Genomic DNA, 17677 nt, shown 5'->3' with positions numbered 1-17677 from the left:
TGATAATACAACCCATTCTCAAGGTTGCGGCTGTCGTGTAATCTCGCCGCCGCTTGGGCGGCAAGCCGATTTGCTGCCCGTAACCGGTGCTAGTTGGGGATGGGGATGGAAGACAAGAAAGGGGCCGTAGCTATTGTGCAATGGCGTACCCGTTTCCTTGGCGAGGGTGTGCTGCAGGAAGCAACCTATGACCAGGCATTGATGGCTGCAGAGCAACTGGAGCGGGCGGGCTCGGTCAGTGCTAGCGAATGGCTGGATATGGTGCGTCAGGCCAACGCTGCCTTGCTTCGCCAGCCAGGTTAGCTTTTCTGGTGTCCCTGCTGATCAGCTCAGCCCCCATGTCAGCAGCGATAGAAGCGCGGCCAGCAGGGTGCCGAGCAGCGCGCAGTATTCGATCTTCGAATGCTGCGCATGCAGGCGCACGTCTTCAAAGTACTGGGCCTGGATGGGGGCATGGGGGTAATGGCGCAGGTCTTCGGCCAGGCCCTGAAGGCGTGCGTCAATAACCGCGCCAATGGCACAGTATGTCGCGAGGTGGCTGAGGATGAAAATCAGCAGGTATTTCATTGGCGCTCCCTGACGTTGACGATTTGCAGCCCCTGGCTTATACAGGCGTCCCTTATTGCCAAAAGCGCTGCTGCAGGAACTGATGATGCACGACGAGCCGGATATTCACGAACCTGAACACGATCACTTGCTCGATCATGAGTTCTACGACGGCGAACCTGCACAGCAGGACGAAGTCGACCCCTTGTTCGATCCGCAGGACGACGACGAACAAGCCGACGCCCTGGATGAAATCGACTGGGACGAGGGTGTCGATCCGCTTGATGACCTGTAGCTGCAGGTCGCCGCGTTATCGCCCATCCACCGAGAATCTACCGGCACCTGTCACCGACAGCAGTAGCAAGCCGCCACAAATGCTTAGGTTCTTGAAGTACTGTGTGCTGTTGGCCGCGCGTTCCGGGTCGACCATGGTCCAGAACGGATGACCGATCACTGCCGTGCCGATCACGAACAAGGCGAACAGAAACGCCAACGGACGGGTGTAGAAGCCCACGATCAGCAAGATGGCGACAAAGAACTCCATGATCACCGCAACGGCGGCCGCGACAGTGGGCATGGGCGCGCCGAGTGAGGTCAGGTAGCCGACGGTACCGTCGAAGCCGGTCAGTTTGCTCCAGCCAGACATGATGAACAGGATCATCAGCAGGATACGGGCGAGCAAAATGATTACATCACGCTGGTTGTCGAACAAGGTATAACGCATGGCCACCTTCCTTTGTTATCGGGCCATTTTACCTTAGCAGCTGCTTGGTGCCTTTGCGCTGGGGCGGGGCGAATCGCGGGCAGCAAAAAGGCGCCTATTAAGGCGCCTTTTGCAGAAGATGGTGCGAGTGGCGGGACTCGAACCCGCAAGGCTCACGCCGGCAGATTTTAAGTCTGCTGTGTATACCAATTCCACCACACTCGCACAGGTTTGAAAGGGTCTGGCGACCGGGCGCGCTATTGGATCGAAGCCCTGGGGAAAACGCGTTTCCTCCGCAATCAAGCGAGCTTTATAACTCATCGTTATATTTGAGTCAACCGCCGAGGAAGGGTCTGGACCGGCCTTCTTCGACGCGCGTAGCGCGCCTTTTCAACAGGAATGCCAAACGCCTGGAATTGTGCGCAGTGCTGGCTGTCTATGCTTGATTACGACTGCTGTTTGCGTGGAGCTGTTATGAGTTCTTCTGATCGCTCGGATTTGCACGCCATGCACGCCAACCGTTACGAGCAACTGGTGCAGGCGGTGGTGGACTATGCCATCTACATGCTCGATCCGAGTGGTCATGTGATTTCCTGGAACGCCGGTGCCCAGCGGATCAAGGGCTGGACTGCCGACGAAGTCATCGGCAAGCACTTCTCGCTGTTTTTTACCGAACAGGATCGCGCCGAAGGCAGGCCGGCGTTGCTGCTCGAACGCGCTTTGCGCACCGGGGTCGCACAGGACGAAGGCTGGCGTGTGCGCAAGGACGGCACGCGCTTCTGGGCGCTGGCAGCGCTGGATGTGATCCGTTCAGCGGATGGCGAAATTATCGGTCTGGCGAAGATCACCCGTGACATCACCGATCGCCGTGAGGCCGCCCTGCAGCTTGATGCGATGCGCGCGCAGCTGTTTCAGGCGCAGAAGCTCGAAGCTCTCGGCCAGTTGACCGGTGGCATGGCCCATGATTTCAATAACTTGCTGACCATCATCATCGGCTCGGCGAAGCTGGCCCTCAACAGCAAAGACCCGCAACGCAGCCAGCGCTTGCTTGAGCACATTCTCGATGCCGGTGAGCGCGGCACGCAAATGACCCAGCAGTTGCTCAGCTTTGCCCGGCACAAGGCGTTGAAGCAGGGGCGAGTGCAAGCGTCGACATTGATCGAGTCGATTCGCTTGCTGGTGGCACATGCACTGCCTAAAGGTGTCGAGTTGCAGGTAGAACTGCAGGAGGGGTTGCAGGATATCGCAGTCGATGGCGGGCAATTGCAGATGGTTCTGCTCAACTTGATCCTCAATGCCCGCGATGCCGTGGGCAACGAGGGAGTGATTCGCCTGACCGGCTGCAACTGCCAGCTTGACGGCGAGGTCGATGACTTGTGCGGCGCCTTCGTGCGACTGGATGTTAGCGACGATGGCCGGGGTATCGCGCCCAGCGTGTTGCCGCGGATCTTCGAACCTTTTTTCACCACCAAAGCGTTTGGCAAGGGAACCGGATTGGGGTTGAGTCAGGTCTATGGTTTTACCAAACAGAGCAATGGCGCAGTAAGCGTCGCCAGCGTGCTTGGCGAAGGCACATGCATGACCTTGTACCTGCCGGCGTTCACTCAGGCCACCGCGGTGCTTTCCGGCACGCCGGTGCCAACGGCGGGCACGTGAGCCTGCAGGCTGGGCAGTCATGAGCACGATTCTGGTCGTCGACGACGAGTACCTGATTGCCGATATTCTCGGCTTTCTTCTGGAAGATGAGGGTTTTAAGGTCTTGAAGGTCGGCAACGGCGAAATGGCGCTGGAGGCATTGGCGCGTACGCGGGTGGAGCTGGTGATCACCGACTACATGATGCCCAGGCTAAATGGCAAGGACCTGGCGATTAAAATCCGCGAAAATCCGCAGTTGCAGCCGCTGCCGATAATTTTAATCAGCGGCGCCCAGGCGCACGAGGGATGGGACTGTCCGGAGTTGTTCGCAGCGGTGTTCGACAAACCCTTCGATATACCCAAGTTGATTGCCAAGGTTAACCAATTGCTCCGCCCACCCACGTCGTCATGAGGCCATTGCGGCCCGCCACCAGGGCTGACGCGATCGGGGTCAAGCGCATCCGTGCGGCTTGAATCAGGGAGCGTTACTCGTGATGGTCTCCTTTTTCCGGTGCCGGGCTGCCGGCCTGAATGCGCTTGAAAATCTCTTCGCGGTGCACCTGAACATCTTTCGGTGCATCGATGCCGATCCTCACTTGCATACCTTTGACGCCCAGAATGGTGACTTTGATGTCATCGTTGATGACGATGCTTTCGCCAACCTTGCGGGTGAGTATCAGCATGTATATCTCCTTGGTAACGTAAGTTGCTTTGCAGGCCGCGCCCGCACAAGCCGGGAACACGCGGAACGCGTTCCTCTTTTCCTTCATTAAAGACGCTTTCGGGAAATATTAATTCCGCCGAACACAGAATCTGTAGTGAGTCTTTAGTCGCAGGTGCCGGTAGGGGCGATTGAGCGTTCCACGGCAGCGAACGCTGCTCACACCGGCAAGCATAGGGGGCTTGAGCGAATATGGGAAATTTCTCTGCATGATATGAGAACTGAGGTCTTTTGTATCGACTTTCAAGGGGCTAACGACGTTACAGGATCAACACCAGGCACCTTTTCCCTGCGTCCGGCCCCTTGCGTTCATGCACGATCAGCCCAGCAGTGCCACCGACTTGATCTGCGCGATCAACTGCTGACCGCTGTGCAGGCCCAACTGGTCGGCCGAGTAGCGGGTGATCCGGGCCAGCAGCACGCTGCCGGCAGCATCGAGGCTGACCAGGACATGGGCACTGTTATCCGCCGGCTGATGACCCCTGACCCGTACCGGCAAGCGGTTGAGGATGCTTGAGTGGGCATCTTCGACCAGGCTCAGGCTGACATCCCGGGCCTGCACTTTGAGTCGCAATGAGGTGCCCAGTGCCAGTGGTTCGTGGGCCAGGCGCAGCGCCAGGCTGCTGCCCGGCAGTTGCAGGCCGAGTAACTGGTAGCGGGTGTCGTAACTGCTGACCTGGCCTTCGATGATCACCCCGGCATCGTCACCCTGGGCCAGTGGCAAGTCGAGGCGGGCGAGGGTGGCGGCAATCGGGCCGCTGGCCTGGACCTTGCCCTGCTCCAGCAGCACCAGGTGGTCAGCCAGCCGGGCCACTTCATCCTGGGCATGGCTGACATAGATAAGCGGGATCTCCAGCTCATCGTGCAGACGCTCCAGGTATGGCAGGATCTCGCGCTTGCGTGGGCCGTCGAGGGCCGCCAGGGGCTCGTCCATCAGCAGCAATTGCGGGCTGCTGAGCAAGGCCCGGGCGATGCCCACGCGTTGCGCCTCACCGCCGGACAGGGTGGCGGGCTTGCGCTCGAGCAAGTGCTCGATGCCCAGCAGCGCACAGGCTTGTTCAAGGCTGACCTTGCGCGCCTGGGCTGGAACACGGCGCCAGCCGAAGGTCAGGTTGCCGTGGACAGTCAGGTGCGGGAACAGGCTGGGCTCCTGGAACACGTAGCCGACCGGGCGCAGGTGCGGGGCGATGAAGTGGTCGCGGCGCGAGTCTTGCCAGATCTGCCCGTTGACTTCGATATAGGCCTCGGATGCTCGTTCCAGGCCGGCAAGGCAGCGCAGGCAGGTGGTTTTGCCTGAGCCTGAGTGGCCGAACAGGGCGCTGATGCCGCGACCGGGCAATTGCAGGTCGACGTCCAGGTCGAAATCGTCACGGGCGACTTTGAGCCGGGCATGAATCATCTTGTGCATGCTTCAGCTCCAGGCCGATTTGCCCTGGCGGCTGGAGTACAGCGCCAGCAGCACGAGGAACGAGAACACCAGCATGGCGCCGGCCAGCCAGTGTGCTTGCAGGTATTCCATGGCTTCGACATGGTCGAAGATCTGTACCGAGACCACGCGAGTCTTGTCGGGAATGTTGCCACCGATCATCAGTACCACGCCGAATTCACCCACCGTATGGGCAAAGCCGAGGATGCTGGCGGTGATGAAGCCGGGCCGGGCCAGCGGCAGCACCACATGGACAAACGTGTCCCAGGGGCTGGCGCGCAAAGTGGCGGCGACTTCCAGCGGGCGCTCGCCGATAGCGCTGAAGGCGTTCTGCAGCGGTTGTACGACAAAGGGCATGGAGTAGATCACCGAGCCGATCACCAGGCCGCTGAAGCTGAATACCACGGTACCCAGCCCCAGCGCCTCGGTGGTCTGGCCGATCCAGCCGTTCGGCCCCAGCGCCAGCAGCAGGTAAAAACCAATGACTGTCGGCGGCAACACCAGCGGCAAGGCCACCACCGCGCCCACCGGCCCGCGCAGCCACGAGCGCGTGCGCGCCAGCCACCAGGCGATGGGCGTGCCGACCAGCAACAGGATCAACGTGGTCAGGCTGGCCAGTTTGAAGGTCAGCCAGATGGCACCCAGGTCGCTGGCATCCAGTGGCATCAGATTTCGTAACCGTAGGACTTGATCAATGCAGCGGCTTTCGGGCCTTTGAGGTAGTCCACCAGGGCCTTGGCCGCCGGGTTGTCTTTGCCCTTGTTGAGGATCAGCGCATCTTGCCTGATCGGCTCATGCAGGCTGGCCGGGACAATCCAGGCCGAACCTTCGGTGACTTTGCCGTCCTTGTAGATTTGCGAGAGGGCGACAAAGCCCAGCTCGGCATTGCCGGTGGACACGAACTGGAAGGCCTGGGTGATGTTCTGGCCTTCGACGAGCTTGGCCTTGGTGGCCTCGGTCAGCTTGAGCTTGTCCAGCACCTGGGTGGCAGCCAGGCCGTAAGGCGCAGCTTTCGGGTTGGCGATGGACAGGTGCTTGAACTCATTTTTTTTCAGCACTTCACCCTTGGCGTCGACATAACCAGGTTTGGCCGACCACAAAGCCAGGGTGCCGATGGCATAAGTGAAGCGCGAACCTTTGACGCTGTCGCCTTCGCTTTCCAGTTTGGCCGGGGTGCTGTCGTCAGCGGCGAGGAACACTTCGAACGGCGCGCCGTTCTTGATCTGCGCGTAGAACTGCCCGGTGGCGCCGTAGGCGGCGACCAGCTTGTGACCGGTGTCTTTCTCGAAGTCCTTGGCAATGGCCTGGATCGGCGCGGTGAAGTTGGCGGCGACAGCCACCTGGACCTCATCGGCCCAGGCACTGTTGAAGGTCATGAAGGTGGCCAGGGCGGCCAGGGCGAAACGCGGTGCGCACTTACTCATGAAACACAGCTCCATGGGCTGAGGGGTAGTCGTTATATACGTGAATATATAGCGATTGCCCGACAAACGGAAAGCGCTGCTTTAGCGCTTGAGCTGGGTGAGGGCGTTTTCAGCCAGTTTGCGGGTCAGTTCGGCGGCCGGCAGGGCTTGCCCCAGGCGCAGCGCCTGGCCTGACCAGAGGTTGCTGAAATCGCTGTTACCCTGTGGTTCGCTGATTGCCCGCAACGGCATCAGCGCACCGCCGGCCAGCGGGAAGTGCGGCGCCAGCGCACTGATGGGCCCCAGTTCACGCATGATTCGCGTGCTGATGCCGCGGGCCGGGCGCCCGGTAAACAGGTTGGTCAGGGCCGTGTCGCTTTCTTTGGCGTTGTGCAGGGCCTGGCGGTGGGCCGCCGAGACCTTGGCTTCCGGGCAGAACAGGTACGCGGTACCCAGCTGTACCGCCGACGCGCCGAGAGCCAGGGCGGCCACAATGCCGCGATGGTCGCCGATGCCGCCAGCGGCAATCACCGGAACCTGCACTGCATCGACGATTTGCGGCACCAGCGCCAGGGTGCCAACCTGGGAATTGAGGTCGCTACTGAGGAACATCCCGCGGTGCCCGCCGGCTTCATAGCCCATGGCGATGATCGCGTCGCAGCCGTGCTGCTCCAGCCAGATCGCCTCGTCTACGGTGGTGGCGCTGGACAGCACCTTCGCACCCGTGGCCTTGACCCGTGCCAGCAAGCTTGCCTCTGGCAGGCCGAAGTGAAAGCTGACCACTGCCGGCTTGAAGGCTTCGATCAGCTGGCAGCTGGCATCGTCGAACGGTGCGCGGTTGGACACAGGTGTCGGCGCATCAAAGTCGGCGCCCAGCTCTTCGTAGTAGGGCTTGAGCGCCAGCTTCCAGGCCGCGTCGCGGGCCGGGTCCGGCTGCGGTGGCTGGTGGCAGAAGAAGTTGACGTTGAGCGGGCCGTTGCTGGCTTGCTTGAACGCCTGCAGCTCGGCGCGGATCTGCTCCAGGCTCAAGGTTGCACAAGGAAGCGAGCCCAGGCCGCCGGCATTGCTCACGGCAATGGCCATGGCCGAGCCGGTGGAGCCGGCCATGGGCGCCTGAAGGATCGGCACTTCGATGCCGAGCAGATCGAGAAGACGGGTGTCCGGCCATGGGCTCATGCCTGGGGTTCCTTCTGCGCTGTGTCCGTTACAGGGCTTTGCTGACCTTGATGTCGGTGATCTTTTTCGCGTCTTCGCCGTGGAGTTTTTCCAGGGCGGCTTGCACTTCCTGCGGGGCGTCGCTGCTCATCTGGGCGAAGTCGAAACGACGCTCACCATCGATCTTGTACTTGATGACGTACTTGGTGGTCTGGCTCATGGCTTATCTCAGCTTCGACGACGAACGGCGGATGAATTTGATCTTGTGGGTGAAGGTCGGCTTGGTTACTGCCGACAACGCGCGCGGACCAACGGTATCGATGGTGATGTTCCAGAAGCCGGTGCTGGGCACAGTGATCTTCGCCGGGAAGTCGACGAAAGCGCCGCCGTGATAGGTGTGGCGCCCGCCATTCTTGAAGCTGCGGAAGTTGGCGTCGTTCATCAGGCGGATGTTGCAGCGCTGGGAACACTCGATGACGACGATGTCGTCTTCGTTGAGGTGTTCGCGCTGGTGTACGAATTTCATGTTGCTCTCCGCAATGGATCTTTGGGCAAATCAAAACGATACCATGATCAACGGTTACACTGTCGCCCTTCGTGCCCGACCCACGATAAATCTGCCAATCAAGGGAGCAAAATGGTCTGGGCGCGGTCAGAGTCTTTTTCCGTGGTGGAGGTGTAGCTTGATGAAGTGGGTTGTAGCAGCGTTGGCAGTTACGCTGGGTGGTTGCGTCAGCGTGTCGGAGCTTGAAAGCTCGCCGGAAACCTTGAACGTGATTTCCGGCAAGAAGCCCCAGGAGTACGCTACCTGCGTACAGCAGCAACTGGCTGAAACCCGTGGCCCCCTTGAGGTTGAGCCACATCATGACGGCCTGCGCCTGGTCGTGCCGCAAAAAATCGGTGCCGGGCCAGCTGCGCTGGTGGACATCAACGAGCGCGGCAGTGGCAGCAGCATCAAGCTGTACGAGCGCCTGAACAACTTTCCCCTGCGCCTGGGTGACGTGAAGACTGCGGCGACTCACTGCATTTCCGGGTGAGTAATCGCCGGCAGGTCACAACATCTATTACCCTGCAATCAGCGCCCACAACCGCGGATCCTCGAAATCCGCCACTACCAGCTGCGCTCCGGCCGCGAGCAGGGCCTCGGGCGCCTGACTGGTGGACAGACCAACGGTAAAGATCCCGGCGCGGCTGGCTGCCGTCACCCCGGGCACCGAGTCCTCGAACGCCAGGGCATGACTGGCCCGCGCCTGCAGGTATTCAAGGCCGGTGAGGTAGGGCAGTGGATCCGGTTTCGCCCGCGGCAGCTCTTCAGCCACCAGCACATGCTTGAAACGCTCGCCCAGGCCCATGGCATTGAGCATATGCACGGCGTTGGCCCGTGGCGCATTGGTCACCACGGCCATGCCGATGCCTGTCTGTTCGGCATGCTCGAGCAAGCGGACCAGCCCGGCGGTGGGCTGCAGCGTCGGTGACAGTGCGCGAAAGCGCGCCTCCTTGCGATCAGCAAAAACCTGGTGCTCGGCCAGTGACCGCTCGGGGAACAGGTAGCGGCACAGATCAGCGTTGGCCCGACCGCTGACGTGAGCATCGAACTCTGCCTCGGTCAACACCTGGCCTTCTTCCAGCAAGAGCTGTTGCATGGCCAGCAGGTGGAGTTTGTCGGTATCGGTCAGGGTACCGTCGAGATCGAACAGCAAGGCTTCAAGCATTCCGGGCATCCGTTGCAATGGCCGCTCATCATAACCGGATCACAGGGGCTGGTCAGTGTGCGTCAAAAAGAGTACAAATGTACTCCATGAACAGATTATCGCCCAAACGCAGCGCCATCCTCACTTTCATCCGTGAGCGGATTGCCGATCATGGCCAGCCGCCGAGCCTGGCCGACATCGCCACAGCCTTCGGCTTTGCCTCGCGCAGCGTGGCGCGCAAGCATATCCAGGCCCTGGCCGAGGCCGGCTTCATCGAGGTTACCCGCAACCAGGCCCGGGGCATTCGCCTGGCCGGGGCTCTGCGTCGGCCCGAGGTCCTGGAAATTCCGGTGCTGGGCCAGGTGGCCGCAGGGCGGCCCATCGGCCCGGACGTTGATATCCACGAGCAGCTCATGCTCGACGCCCAGCTGTTCAGCCGTTCGCCGGACTACCTGCTCAAGGTGCGTGGCGACTCGATGCTCGATGACGGCATCCTCGACGGCGACCTGGTCGGCATCAAGCAGCAGGCAGAAGCCCGTGACGGGCAGATCATCGTCGCCCGCCTCGATGGCGAGGTGACCATCAAGCGTTTCGAGCGGGTCAGTGCCCAGCAGTACCGTCTGCTGCCACGCAACCCGGCCTATGCACCGATTGAGGTCGGTCCCGGTCAGGACTTTGTCATCGAGGGCGTGTTCTGCGGCCTGGTGAGGCGCGGCTGATGGGCGCGGTGCTCAGCCTCGACGGCCTGCTCGACCAGCAACGGGTCTGGAAGGGCCGCCCCCAGGCACAGCCCCAGGGCCTGCAGCCCACCGGTCATGCCGCGCTGGATACGGCATTGCCGGGCGGTGGCTGGCCGCCCGGCGCGCTCACCGAGGTGTTGCTCAGCGTCGAGGGCTGCGGCGAGCTGCAATTGCTCTGGCCCAGCCTGGCCCGCCTGACCGCCAGCGCTGAGCGGGTGGTGCTGATTGCTCCGCCGTTTATTCCCTATGCACCGGCCTGGCAGGCGGCGGGGGTCGACCTGCAGTGGCTGACCCTGGTCGAGACGGCACCGGCCGATGCGCTCTGGGCCGCAGAGCAATGCCTGCGTTCAGGTAGTTGTGGCGCTGTGCTGTGCTGGCCGCACAAGGCCGACGACCGCGCCTTGCGCCGTTTGCAGGTAGCTGCCGAAAGTGGCCAGACCCTGGCCTTTGCCTTGCGTCCTCTGCAGGCGGCGTTGAACCCGTCACCGGCGGCGTTGCGCATTGCCATTGATGCCCGCCCGGCCCAGTGGCGGGTACTCAAATGCCGGGGCGGGCTGGCCCCGGCGCTGCCCATTGCCTGCCCCGGGCGAGGCTGATGGATCATGCTCTGGGCCTGTATCCTGCTGCCGCAGCTGGCGCTCGACGCTGTGCTGCGCGGGCGCGCCGACCCCGACACGCCACTGGTGCTGCTCAGTGGCCCGCCCCAGCGCCGCCTGCTGCAGGCGGTCAACCCGGCAGCGGCGGCCCTCGGTCTGCGCGCCGGGCAGCCGTTGACCACGGCCCAGGCGCTGGCGGGCAATTTCACCTGTGTCGACCATGACCCGGCCGCTATCGACGCCTTGCAGCAACTGCTCGCCGCCTGGGCTTACCAGTTCAGCTCCCAGGTCAGCCTGCATTACCCGCGGGTACTGTTGCTGGAAGTCGAATCCAGCCTCGGCCTGTTCGGCCCCTGGCCTGCCTTCGAGGCGCGTTTGCGCGCGGAGCTGAGCGCCCTGGGGTTTCGTCACCGCATCGTCCTGGCCAGCAACCCGGTGGCCGCGCGTATGCTCGCCAACTGCCACGATGGCCTGGCGCTCGATTGTCCTGAGCAGACCCGCGCCGCCCTTGAGCAATTACCTATCGAACGGGTTGGTTTGCCAGCGGAGGCGGCCAGCGCTTTCGCCCGTATGGGCCTGCGCCGGCTCGGTCAGGTCATGGCGCTGCCCCGCGAGGCCCTGGCCCGGCGTTTTGCCGCAGCGGTGCAACTGCATCTGGACCGTCTGCTGGGCTTGCGGTCCATGGCGTTGACGTTCTATCTGCCGCCGGACCGCTTCGATGCTCGCCTGGAGTTGAATTTCGATGTCGAGTCGCACCAGGCCTTGCTCTTTCCGCTGCGCCGTCTGATCAACGATCTGGCTGCGTTCCTGGCGGGCCGTGACAGTGGCGTGCAGCGTTTTACCCTGCATCTGGAGCACGCCGAGGGCGCTGACACCCGTGTGGCTGTTGGTCTGCTGGCCGCCGAGCGTGACCCGCTGATGCTGTTCGAGCTGGCCCGTGGGCGCCTTGAGCAACTGCAGTTGAGGGCCGCGGTACGCAACCTGCGCTTGCTGGCCGAAGACCTGCCGGCCTTTGTCCCGCAGCATCGCGAACTGTTCGAGCCACGCCCGCAGCAGAACCAGCCCTGGGAGCAACTGCGCGAGCGCCTGCGCGCGCGTCTGGGCGACACGGCGGTGCATAGTCTGTCGGCCCAGGCCGATCATCGTCCGGAGTGCGCCTGGCGCCTGGATAATCCGGCCACCCCGGCAGCGGCCGCTCCGGCAGCGCTGCGTCCGGGCTGGCTGCTGGCTGAGCCCCAGGCCCTACCGGGCGTGGGCGTGCAACTGCTGACCGGCGCCGAGCGGATCGAGTCCGGTTGGTGGGATGGTGGCGATGTGCGCCGTGACTACTACCGGGTGCAGACCCCCACCGGGCTGTATGCCTGGGCCTACCGCAACCTCGGTGAAGACGGGCCGTTGTGGCTGCAGGGCTGGTTTGCATGAGCACGCCAGTGGCTTACGCCGAACTGCACTGCCTGTCGAACTTCAGTTTCCAGCGCGGTGCCTCCAGCGCCCAGGAGTTGTTCCGCCGTGCCCGCCAGCAGGGCTATCAGGCCCTGGCCATCACCGATGAGTGCACCCTGGCCGGAATCGTCCGGGCCTGGCAGGCGGCGAGGGCGGTGGAGCTGCCATTGATCGTCGGCAGTGAAGTACGCCTGCACGATGGACCCAAGCTGGTGTTATTGGCGGAAAATTTGCTCGGTTACCAGCACCTGTGCCGGCTTATCACCTTGGGCCGGCGACGGGCGCAGAAGGGCGCCTACCAGCTGCTGCGTGAAGACTTCGATACCCCGCTGGAGGGACTGTTGGCCCTGTGGGTGCCGGATGAAGGCGAGCAGGACCTGGCTGTCGGCCACTGGTTGCGTGAGCGCTTCGCCGAGCGCCTGTGGCTGGCGGTCGAGCTGCACCGTGGCGCCGACGATGGGCTGCGTCTGCAACAGTTGCTGGCTCTGGCCGCGTCCCTGGAACTTCCTGCTGTAGCGGCGGGCGACGTGCACATGCATGCCCGAGGGCGGCGTGCCTTGCAGGACAGCATGACGGCGATCCGTCATCACTGCACCGTGGCCGAGGCCGGGCAACGCCTGTTCGCCAACGGCGAACGTCATTTGCGTCCACTGTCGCAACTGGCCGAGCTGTATCCGCAGGCGTTGCTCGATGAAACCCTGCGCATTGCCGCCCGCTGCCGCTTCGACCTGAGCCAGCTGCGCTACCAGTATCCCCGCGAGCTGGTGCCCGCCGGGCAGACGGCCAGCGCCTGGTTGCGCCATTTGTGCGAACAGGGGCAGCGCTGGCGCTGGCCCAACGGTCTCGAAGAGAAAGCCCGTCAGGCGCTGGAACACGAACTTGAGCTGATTGCCGAGCTGAACTACGAGAGCTATTTCCTCACCGTTCACGACATCGTCAAGTTTGCCCGCAGCCAGGGCATTCTCTGTCAGGGCCGTGGCTCGGCGGCCAATTCGGTGGTGTGTTTCGTGCTGGGCATCACCGAGCTGGACCCGATGCGCAGCCACCTGTTGTTCGAGCGTTTTCTGTCGCGCGAGCGCGATGAGCCCCCGGATATCGATGTCGATTTCGAGCACGAGCGCCGCGAAGAAGTCCTGCAGTACGTGTTCAACCGTTACGGCCGTCACCGCGCGGCGTTGACTGCTGTGGCCAGTACCTACCATGCCGCCGGCGCGGTGCGCGATATCGCCCGGGTGCTGGGCTTGCCGGTGGCGCAGATCAACGCGCTGGCTGACTGTTGCGGACGCTGGAGCGATCGCTTGCCGCCGCCGGAGCAACTGCGTGAAGCCGGTTTCGATCCCGACAGCCCGTTGCTGCGCCGGGTGCTGGCGTTGACCGGCGAATTGATCGGCTTTCCCCGCCACCTGTCCCAGCATCCGGGCGGTTTCGTGATTTCCGAGCAGCCGCTGGACACCCTGGTGCCGGTGGAGAACGCCGCGATGGAGGGGCGTACGGTCATCCAGTGGGACAAGGACGACCTCGACCTGGTCGGCCTGCTCAAGGTCGATATTCTTGCCTTGGGCATGCTCAGTGCCTTGCGCCGTTGTTTTGACCTGTTGTACCGCCATCGCGGCCGTGAACTGAGCCTGGCGCAGATCCCCGCCGATTGCACGGCCACTTATGAAATGATCGGCCGCGCCGACACCATCGGCGTGTTCCAGATCGAGTCGCGGGCGCAGATGGCCATGCTGCCGCGGCTCAAGCCAGAGAACTTCTACGATCTGGTGATCGAAGTGGCGATCGTTCGCCCCGGGCCGATCCAGGGTGACATGGTCCATCCTTACTTGCGCAGGCGCCAGAAGCTGGAAGAGGTGACTTATCCATCACCGGCGCTGGAAAAAGTCTTCAAACGCACCCTCGGCGTGCCGCTGTTCCAGGAGCAGGTGATGGAGCTGGCCATGGTCGCGGGCGGCTATTCGGCGGGCGAGGCCGATCAGTTGCGGCGGGCCATGGCCGCCTGGAAACGTCATGGCGGCCTGGAACCACACCGCGAACGGCTGATCAGCGGCATGCTCGGCAACGGCTACAGCCGCGAATTCGCCGAGCGGATCTTCGAGCAGATCAAGGGCTTTGGCAGTTATGGCTTTCCCGAATCCCACGCCGCCAGTTTCGCCTTGCTGACCTACGCCAGTTGCTGGCTCAAGTGCCATGAACCGGCGATCTATGCCTGTGCGTTGATCAACAGCTGGCCGATGGGCTTCTACAGTCCCGACCAGATTCTTCAGGATGCCCGTCGTCACCGCATCGAGATTCGTCCGGTGGATGTCTGCCATAGCGATTGGGACTGCAGCCTGGAACCGGGGGCAGGGCAGGCGCTGGCCATTCGCCTGGGGTTGCGGCAGATTCGCGGCTTTCGCCAGGACGATGCCCGGCGTATCGAACAGGCCCGGAGCGCGGCTGCCTGGCGTGATGTCAGCGATCTCTGCCTGCGTGCGCAACTCGATGCCCGGGCGCGTGAACTGCTGGCCGATGCCGGTGCCCTGCGCGGGCTGGCCAGCGACCGTTACCGGGCGCGCTGGAGTGTGGCAGCGGTACAGGCGCAGCTGCCGTTGTTCGCCGGGGTCGATGCCCCTGAGGAGGCGCCTGTGAGCCTGCCGCAGCCGTCGATCGGCGAGGATATGTTCGCCGACTATGCCAGCGTCGGCACCACCCTGGGCCCGCATCCGCTGACCTTGTTGCGCCGCCGTCTCGACGTGCTGGGTTGTCGCAGTTCACAGGCGCTGGAGAGCGCCGAACATGGCGACAAGGTCAGCGTGGCGGGCCTGGTGACCGGCCGCCAGCGCCCGCAGACCGCCAGCGGCGTCACTTTCGTCACCCTTGAGGATGAGTTCGGCAATGTCAATGTGGTGGTCTGGCGCGACTTGGCCGAGCGCCAGCGCCGGGCCCTGGTCGGCTCACAATTGTTACGGGTGAGCGGACGGCTTGAGTGTGAAAGCGGGGTGCGCCACCTGATTGCTCAGCGACTGGAAGACCTCAGCCCGCTGTTGCAGGGGCTGGATGTGCGCAGTCGGGATTTTCGTTAGAGCATCGCCAGAGGCTGTTTGCGCGTCGGCACCGGAAAGGCCCGGTCGATAGCGCGCAGGTCTTCGCTGTTGAGGGTCAGGCTGGCCGCCGCCGCATTCAGCCGCACATGTTCCGGGTCCACGGCCTTGGGGATGGCGATCACACCGTCCTGACGGGTTACCCAGGCCAGGCTGACCTGGGCCGGGGTGGCACCATGGCGTTCGGCAATCTCACTCAGGGTCGGGTGCTTGAGCAAACGCCCGGCCTGGGCCAGCGGGCAGTAGGCCATGGTCGGCAGCTGGCGTTTGTGGCTCCAGGGCAACAGGTCGAACTCAATGCCGCGCTGGGCAGGGTTGTACAGGACCTGGTTGGTGGCGCAGTCGGGGTTGTGCAGCTCGCGCAAGTCGTCGGTGTCGAAGTTTGATACGCCCCAGCGGCCGATCTTGCCCGCTTCACGCAAGCGTTCGAAGGCCTCGACGGTTTCCTCCAGCGGATACTGGCCGCGCCAGTGCAACAGGTACAGGTCGATATAGTCGGTGCCCAGACGCTTGAGGCTGCGCTCGCAGGCTGCCGGGATGCCGTTGCGGCGGCGTTGTGCGGGTAAACCTTGCTGACCACGAAGACCTTCTCACGACGCCCGGCGATGGCCTGGCCGACCACGTGTTCAGCACCGCCTTCGGCATACATCTCGGCGGTGTCGATCAGCGTCAGGCCCAGCTCGATACCTTGCTGCAGCGCCGCCACTTCGCGGTTGCGCTGGCCCGGGTCTTCGCCCATGTACCAGGTACCCTGGCCGATGGTCGGAACATCTTTGTCGGCAAGCTTCACTGTACGCATGTCATCTCCTGGGGGCGGGCTTGTTCTTGTAATACATCGAGCAGCGCCTGAGCTGCTGCCGAGAGTTTATGGTCAGCCAGCAGGGAGACGCCAATACGTCGTTCGATGATCGGCTCGACCAGCGGCACGCAGCGGGCGCCAAGTTCCTGCATCTGGCCGATGCACAAGGCCGGTACGGCGCTGACGCCCAGGCCGTTGGCAACCATGCGGCCGATGGTCGATAGCTGATGGCTTTCAAAGGCCACCGCCAGCTTGCCATGCTCGGCCGCCAGGGCCTGCTCCAGCAGCAGGCGCACGGCCGAAGGCCGCTGCAGGGCGATGAAGTCTTCAGCCAGCAACTCGCGCCAGCTGACCTGAGCTTGCTGTGCCAAAGGTGAATCGGTGGGCACCACCGCGACGAAACGGTCCAGGTACAGCGGCTTGAACAGCATCGGCGCGCTGGCTTCGGGCTCGATACCGATGCCCAGCTCGACGCGGCGATGGCGCACCAGTTCCAGCACCTGCTCGTTGATTACGTCATGCACCGTGACATTGACCCGCGGGTAGCGCTGGCGAAACACCTTCAACACCGCCGGCAGCAGGTTGCCGGCAAAGGCCGGCATGGCGGCAATCGACACCCGCCCCAGCTGCAGGGTGAAGCGCTGGCGCAGCAGTTCTTCGGTGTTGTCCCAGTCGGCCAGCAACTGCCGGGCCAGGGGCAGCAGCACTTCGCCCTCCGGGGTCAGGCTGACACTGCGGGTGGTACGGCTGAGCAGGGCGCCACCGAGGTTGTCCTCCAGGGCCTTGATGGTCAGGCTCAGGGCCGGTTGTGACAGATGCAGGTGCTCGCCGGCCTGGGCAAAGCTCTGGTATTTGGCAACGGTGACAAAGGCGCGCAACTGCTTGACGTTCATCGGCGTGGTCTATTCTTTTGAAAAATTAATCAAACAATCATAAAAACAAAATTAACAAATAAGTCGGTTGGGGTGAAGATGCGTCAAACGCTTACCGACACCCCTGTCGGTTCAACAACTACAAAAGGCGGATCAGCATGGCCGGACTGGACAAGCGCGTAGCAACCTATGAACAGGCTCTTGAAGGCCTGACCGACAACATGACGGTACTGGCCGGTGGTTTCGGCCTGTGCGGCATCCCGGAAAACCTCATCAACGAGATCAAGCGCCGTGGCGTCAAGGGCCTGACCGTGGTCTCGAACAACTGCGGCGTCGACGGCTTTGGCCTGGGCGTGCTGCTTGAGGACCACCAGATTCGCAAGATGGTCGCCTCCTATGTCGGCGAGAACGCCGAATTCGAACGCCAGCTGCTCAGCGGCGAGCTGGAAGTCGAACTGACCCCGCAAGGCACCCTGGCCGAGAAAATGCGCGCTGGCGGCGCCGGTATACCGGCATTCTTCACCGCCACCGGCTACGGCACTCCGGTTGCCGAAGGCAAGGAAGTGCGTGAGTTCAATGGCCGCAAGTACATTATGGAAGAAGCCATCACCGGCGATTTCGCCATCGTCAAAGGCTGGAAGGCTGACCACTACGGCAACGTGGTGTACCGCAACACCGCGCAGAACTTCAACCCGCTGGCCGCGACCGCCGGCAAGATTACCGTGGTCGAGGTCGAAGAGATCGTCGAGCCGGGAGTCCTGCTGCCTACCGAGATCCATACCCCGGGTATCTACGTCGACCGGGTGATTGTCGGCACCTTCGAGAAGCGTATCGAAAAACGCACCCTCAAAGCCTGAACCGTCCCCG

At 62.9% G+C, this 17677-nt stretch carries 21 protein-coding genes, 1 tRNA gene and 1 pseudogene; 10 read left to right on the top strand and 13 right to left on the bottom strand.

Annotated elements, in window-relative coordinates:
* Window positions 1-105: 105 nt before the first annotated feature.
* Window positions 106-303 carry a hypothetical protein gene (locus tag ACVI9W_RS02620; RefSeq protein ID WP_038612527.1) on the top strand — a complete coding sequence of 66 codons (198 nt, stop codon included), beginning with the start codon at window positions 106-108 and terminating at the stop codon, window positions 301-303.
* A gap of 21 nt (window positions 304-324) precedes the next feature.
* Here ACVI9W_RS02620 and ACVI9W_RS02615 read toward each other — a convergent pair whose 3' ends face one another.
* Window positions 325-567: a hypothetical protein gene (locus ACVI9W_RS02615; protein WP_038612526.1), complete on the bottom strand. Its 243-nt coding sequence runs from the start codon at window positions 565-567 to the stop codon at window positions 325-327.
* 55 nt (window positions 568-622) lie between these two features.
* Between ACVI9W_RS02615 and ACVI9W_RS02610 the strand changes: the two genes are divergently transcribed.
* On the top strand, window positions 623-841 hold the full coding sequence (locus tag ACVI9W_RS02610; RefSeq protein WP_461529095.1) for a hypothetical protein: 219 nt from the start codon (window positions 623-625) through the stop codon (window positions 839-841).
* 15 nt (window positions 842-856) lie between these two features.
* Here ACVI9W_RS02610 and ACVI9W_RS02605 read toward each other — a convergent pair whose 3' ends face one another.
* Together ACVI9W_RS02605 and ACVI9W_RS02600 are read right to left on the bottom strand one after the other, a co-directional pair.
* Window positions 857-1270: a DoxX family protein gene (locus tag ACVI9W_RS02605; protein WP_038612523.1), complete on the bottom strand. Its 414-nt coding sequence runs from the start codon at window positions 1268-1270 to the stop codon at window positions 857-859.
* Between the two features lie 119 nt (window positions 1271-1389).
* Window positions 1390-1474, bottom strand: a tRNA-Leu gene (locus ACVI9W_RS02600).
* Between the two features lie 249 nt (window positions 1475-1723).
* Here ACVI9W_RS02600 and ACVI9W_RS02595 point away from each other — a divergent pair.
* Complete coding sequence (locus tag ACVI9W_RS02595) at window positions 1724-2905, top strand: two-component system sensor histidine kinase NtrB (protein WP_461529094.1); 1182 nt, start codon at window positions 1724-1726, stop codon at window positions 2903-2905.
* A 19-nt stretch (window positions 2906-2924) separates the two neighbouring features.
* Window positions 2925-3296: a response regulator gene (locus ACVI9W_RS02590; protein ID WP_422417760.1), complete on the top strand. Its 372-nt coding sequence runs from the start codon at window positions 2925-2927 to the stop codon at window positions 3294-3296.
* Window positions 3297-3369: 73 nt separating this feature from the next.
* On the opposite strand, the gene csrA is transcribed toward ACVI9W_RS02590, so the two are convergent.
* From csrA to ACVI9W_RS02555, 7 genes are all read right to left on the bottom strand, one after another.
* Window positions 3370-3567, bottom strand: a complete 198-nt coding sequence (gene csrA, locus ACVI9W_RS02585; RefSeq protein ID WP_461529093.1) for a carbon storage regulator CsrA — start codon at window positions 3565-3567, stop codon at window positions 3370-3372.
* A 357-nt stretch (window positions 3568-3924) separates the two neighbouring features.
* Window positions 3925-5013, bottom strand: a complete 1089-nt coding sequence (modC, locus tag ACVI9W_RS02580) for a molybdenum ABC transporter ATP-binding protein (RefSeq protein WP_461529092.1) — start codon at window positions 5011-5013, stop codon at window positions 3925-3927.
* A 3-nt stretch (window positions 5014-5016) separates the two neighbouring features.
* The gene (gene modB, locus ACVI9W_RS02575) at window positions 5017-5697 is read right to left on the bottom strand and encodes a molybdate ABC transporter permease subunit (RefSeq protein WP_038612508.1); all 681 of its coding nucleotides are present in this window, start codon (window positions 5695-5697) and stop codon (window positions 5017-5019) included.
* Window positions 5697-6455 carry a molybdate ABC transporter substrate-binding protein gene (modA, locus tag ACVI9W_RS02570; RefSeq protein ID WP_461529091.1) on the bottom strand — a complete coding sequence of 253 codons (759 nt, stop codon included), beginning with the start codon at window positions 6453-6455 and terminating at the stop codon, window positions 5697-5699. The genes modB and modA overlap by 1 nt, the downstream gene beginning before the upstream one ends.
* Window positions 6456-6536: 81 nt before the next feature.
* Window positions 6537-7610 (bottom strand): NAD(P)H-dependent flavin oxidoreductase, encoded by a 1074-nt coding sequence (locus ACVI9W_RS02565; protein WP_461529090.1) that lies wholly within the window; start codon window positions 7608-7610, stop codon window positions 6537-6539.
* A 28-nt stretch (window positions 7611-7638) separates the two neighbouring features.
* Window positions 7639-7809, bottom strand: coding sequence for a hypothetical protein (locus ACVI9W_RS02560; protein WP_422417752.1), 171 nt, complete (start codon window positions 7807-7809; stop codon window positions 7639-7641).
* Window positions 7810-7812: 3 nt separating this feature from the next.
* Window positions 7813-8115 (bottom strand): DUF1883 domain-containing protein, encoded by a 303-nt coding sequence (locus ACVI9W_RS02555; RefSeq protein WP_038612501.1) that lies wholly within the window; start codon window positions 8113-8115, stop codon window positions 7813-7815.
* A gap of 160 nt (window positions 8116-8275) precedes the next feature.
* Between ACVI9W_RS02555 and ACVI9W_RS02550 the strand changes: the two genes are divergently transcribed.
* The gene (locus tag ACVI9W_RS02550; RefSeq protein ID WP_461529089.1) at window positions 8276-8626 is read left to right on the top strand and encodes a hypothetical protein; all 351 of its coding nucleotides are present in this window, start codon (window positions 8276-8278) and stop codon (window positions 8624-8626) included.
* Window positions 8627-8653: 27 nt separating this feature from the next.
* Here ACVI9W_RS02550 and ACVI9W_RS02545 read toward each other — a convergent pair whose 3' ends face one another.
* Window positions 8654-9301 carry an HAD family hydrolase gene (locus ACVI9W_RS02545; protein ID WP_461529088.1) on the bottom strand — a complete coding sequence of 216 codons (648 nt, stop codon included), beginning with the start codon at window positions 9299-9301 and terminating at the stop codon, window positions 8654-8656.
* 77 nt (window positions 9302-9378) lie between these two features.
* On the opposite strand from ACVI9W_RS02545, the gene lexA reads away from it, so the two are divergent.
* The 4 genes from lexA to ACVI9W_RS02525 are packed head-to-tail and all read left to right on the top strand — an operon-like array spanning window position 9379 to window position 15121.
* Window positions 9379-9999 carry a transcriptional repressor LexA gene (gene lexA / locus ACVI9W_RS02540; protein ID WP_342625208.1) on the top strand — a complete coding sequence of 207 codons (621 nt, stop codon included), beginning with the start codon at window positions 9379-9381 and terminating at the stop codon, window positions 9997-9999.
* Entirely contained in the window at window positions 9999-10616 is a 618-nt protein-coding gene (gene imuA / locus ACVI9W_RS02535; protein WP_461529087.1) for a translesion DNA synthesis-associated protein ImuA, read from the top strand. The genes lexA and imuA overlap by 1 nt, the downstream gene beginning before the upstream one ends.
* A 6-nt stretch (window positions 10617-10622) precedes the next feature.
* Window positions 10623-12038 carry a Y-family DNA polymerase gene (locus ACVI9W_RS02530; protein ID WP_461529086.1) on the top strand — a complete coding sequence of 472 codons (1416 nt, stop codon included), beginning with the start codon at window positions 10623-10625 and terminating at the stop codon, window positions 12036-12038.
* On the top strand, window positions 12014-15121 hold the full coding sequence (locus ACVI9W_RS02525) for an error-prone DNA polymerase (RefSeq protein WP_461529085.1): 3108 nt from the start codon (window positions 12014-12016) through the stop codon (window positions 15119-15121). The genes ACVI9W_RS02530 and ACVI9W_RS02525 overlap by 25 nt, the downstream gene beginning before the upstream one ends.
* On the opposite strand, the pseudogene ACVI9W_RS02520 reads toward ACVI9W_RS02525, so the two are convergent.
* Together ACVI9W_RS02520 and ACVI9W_RS02515 are read right to left on the bottom strand one after the other, a co-directional pair.
* Window positions 15118-15938 (bottom strand): annotated as a pseudogene (locus ACVI9W_RS02520) (aldo/keto reductase). The gene ACVI9W_RS02525 and the pseudogene ACVI9W_RS02520 sit on opposite strands and share 4 nt — an antisense overlap.
* Window positions 15926-16831: a LysR family transcriptional regulator gene (locus tag ACVI9W_RS02515; RefSeq protein WP_038612481.1), complete on the bottom strand. Its 906-nt coding sequence runs from the start codon at window positions 16829-16831 to the stop codon at window positions 15926-15928. The pseudogene ACVI9W_RS02520 and the gene ACVI9W_RS02515 overlap by 13 nt, the downstream one beginning before the upstream one ends.
* Before the next feature lie 137 nt (window positions 16832-16968).
* Between ACVI9W_RS02515 and ACVI9W_RS02510 the strand changes: the two genes are divergently transcribed.
* Complete coding sequence (locus ACVI9W_RS02510) at window positions 16969-17667, top strand: CoA transferase subunit A (RefSeq protein ID WP_038612479.1); 699 nt, start codon at window positions 16969-16971, stop codon at window positions 17665-17667.
* The last annotated feature ends 10 nt before the right edge of the window (window positions 17668-17677 follow it).

The organism is Pseudomonas sp. 210_17 TE3656 (assembly GCF_054821965.1).
Note: the sequence above shows the minus strand (reverse complement) of the source record. Positions and strands in the feature narration are given on the sequence as shown.

Excerpts from the sequence above, each read along its gene's own strand:
- ACVI9W_RS02620 (WP_038612527.1), top strand. The coding sequence starts at position 106 with ATGGAAGACAAGAAAGGGGCCGTAGCTATTGTGCAATGGCGTACCCGT.
- ACVI9W_RS02615 (WP_038612526.1), bottom strand. The coding sequence starts at position 567 with ATGAAATACCTGCTGATTTTCATCCTCAGCCACCTCGCGACATACTGT.
- ACVI9W_RS02605 (WP_038612523.1), bottom strand. The coding sequence starts at position 1,270 with ATGCGTTATACCTTGTTCGACAACCAGCGTGATGTAATCATTTTGCTC.
- ACVI9W_RS02595 (WP_461529094.1), top strand. The coding sequence starts at position 1,724 with ATGAGTTCTTCTGATCGCTCGGATTTGCACGCCATGCACGCCAACCGT.
- ACVI9W_RS02590 (WP_422417760.1), top strand. The coding sequence starts at position 2,925 with ATGAGCACGATTCTGGTCGTCGACGACGAGTACCTGATTGCCGATATT.
- csrA (WP_461529093.1), bottom strand. The coding sequence starts at position 3,567 with ATGCTGATACTCACCCGCAAGGTTGGCGAAAGCATCGTCATCAACGAT.
- modC (WP_461529092.1), bottom strand. The coding sequence starts at position 5,013 with ATGCACAAGATGATTCATGCCCGGCTCAAAGTCGCCCGTGACGATTTC.
- modB (WP_038612508.1), bottom strand. The coding sequence starts at position 5,697 with ATGCCACTGGATGCCAGCGACCTGGGTGCCATCTGGCTGACCTTCAAA.
- modA (WP_461529091.1), bottom strand. The coding sequence starts at position 6,455 with ATGAGTAAGTGCGCACCGCGTTTCGCCCTGGCCGCCCTGGCCACCTTC.
- ACVI9W_RS02565 (WP_461529090.1), bottom strand. The coding sequence starts at position 7,610 with ATGAGCCCATGGCCGGACACCCGTCTTCTCGATCTGCTCGGCATCGAA.
- ACVI9W_RS02560 (WP_422417752.1), bottom strand. The coding sequence starts at position 7,809 with ATGAGCCAGACCACCAAGTACGTCATCAAGTACAAGATCGATGGTGAG.
- ACVI9W_RS02555 (WP_038612501.1), bottom strand. The coding sequence starts at position 8,115 with ATGAAATTCGTACACCAGCGCGAACACCTCAACGAAGACGACATCGTC.
- ACVI9W_RS02550 (WP_461529089.1), top strand. The coding sequence starts at position 8,276 with ATGAAGTGGGTTGTAGCAGCGTTGGCAGTTACGCTGGGTGGTTGCGTC.
- ACVI9W_RS02545 (WP_461529088.1), bottom strand. The coding sequence starts at position 9,301 with ATGCTTGAAGCCTTGCTGTTCGATCTCGACGGTACCCTGACCGATACC.
- lexA (WP_342625208.1), top strand. The coding sequence starts at position 9,379 with ATGTACTCCATGAACAGATTATCGCCCAAACGCAGCGCCATCCTCACT.
- imuA (WP_461529087.1), top strand. The coding sequence starts at position 9,999 with ATGGGCGCGGTGCTCAGCCTCGACGGCCTGCTCGACCAGCAACGGGTC.
- ACVI9W_RS02530 (WP_461529086.1), top strand. The coding sequence starts at position 10,623 with ATGCTCTGGGCCTGTATCCTGCTGCCGCAGCTGGCGCTCGACGCTGTG.
- ACVI9W_RS02515 (WP_038612481.1), bottom strand. The coding sequence starts at position 16,831 with ATGAACGTCAAGCAGTTGCGCGCCTTTGTCACCGTTGCCAAATACCAG.
- ACVI9W_RS02510 (WP_038612479.1), top strand. The coding sequence starts at position 16,969 with ATGGCCGGACTGGACAAGCGCGTAGCAACCTATGAACAGGCTCTTGAA.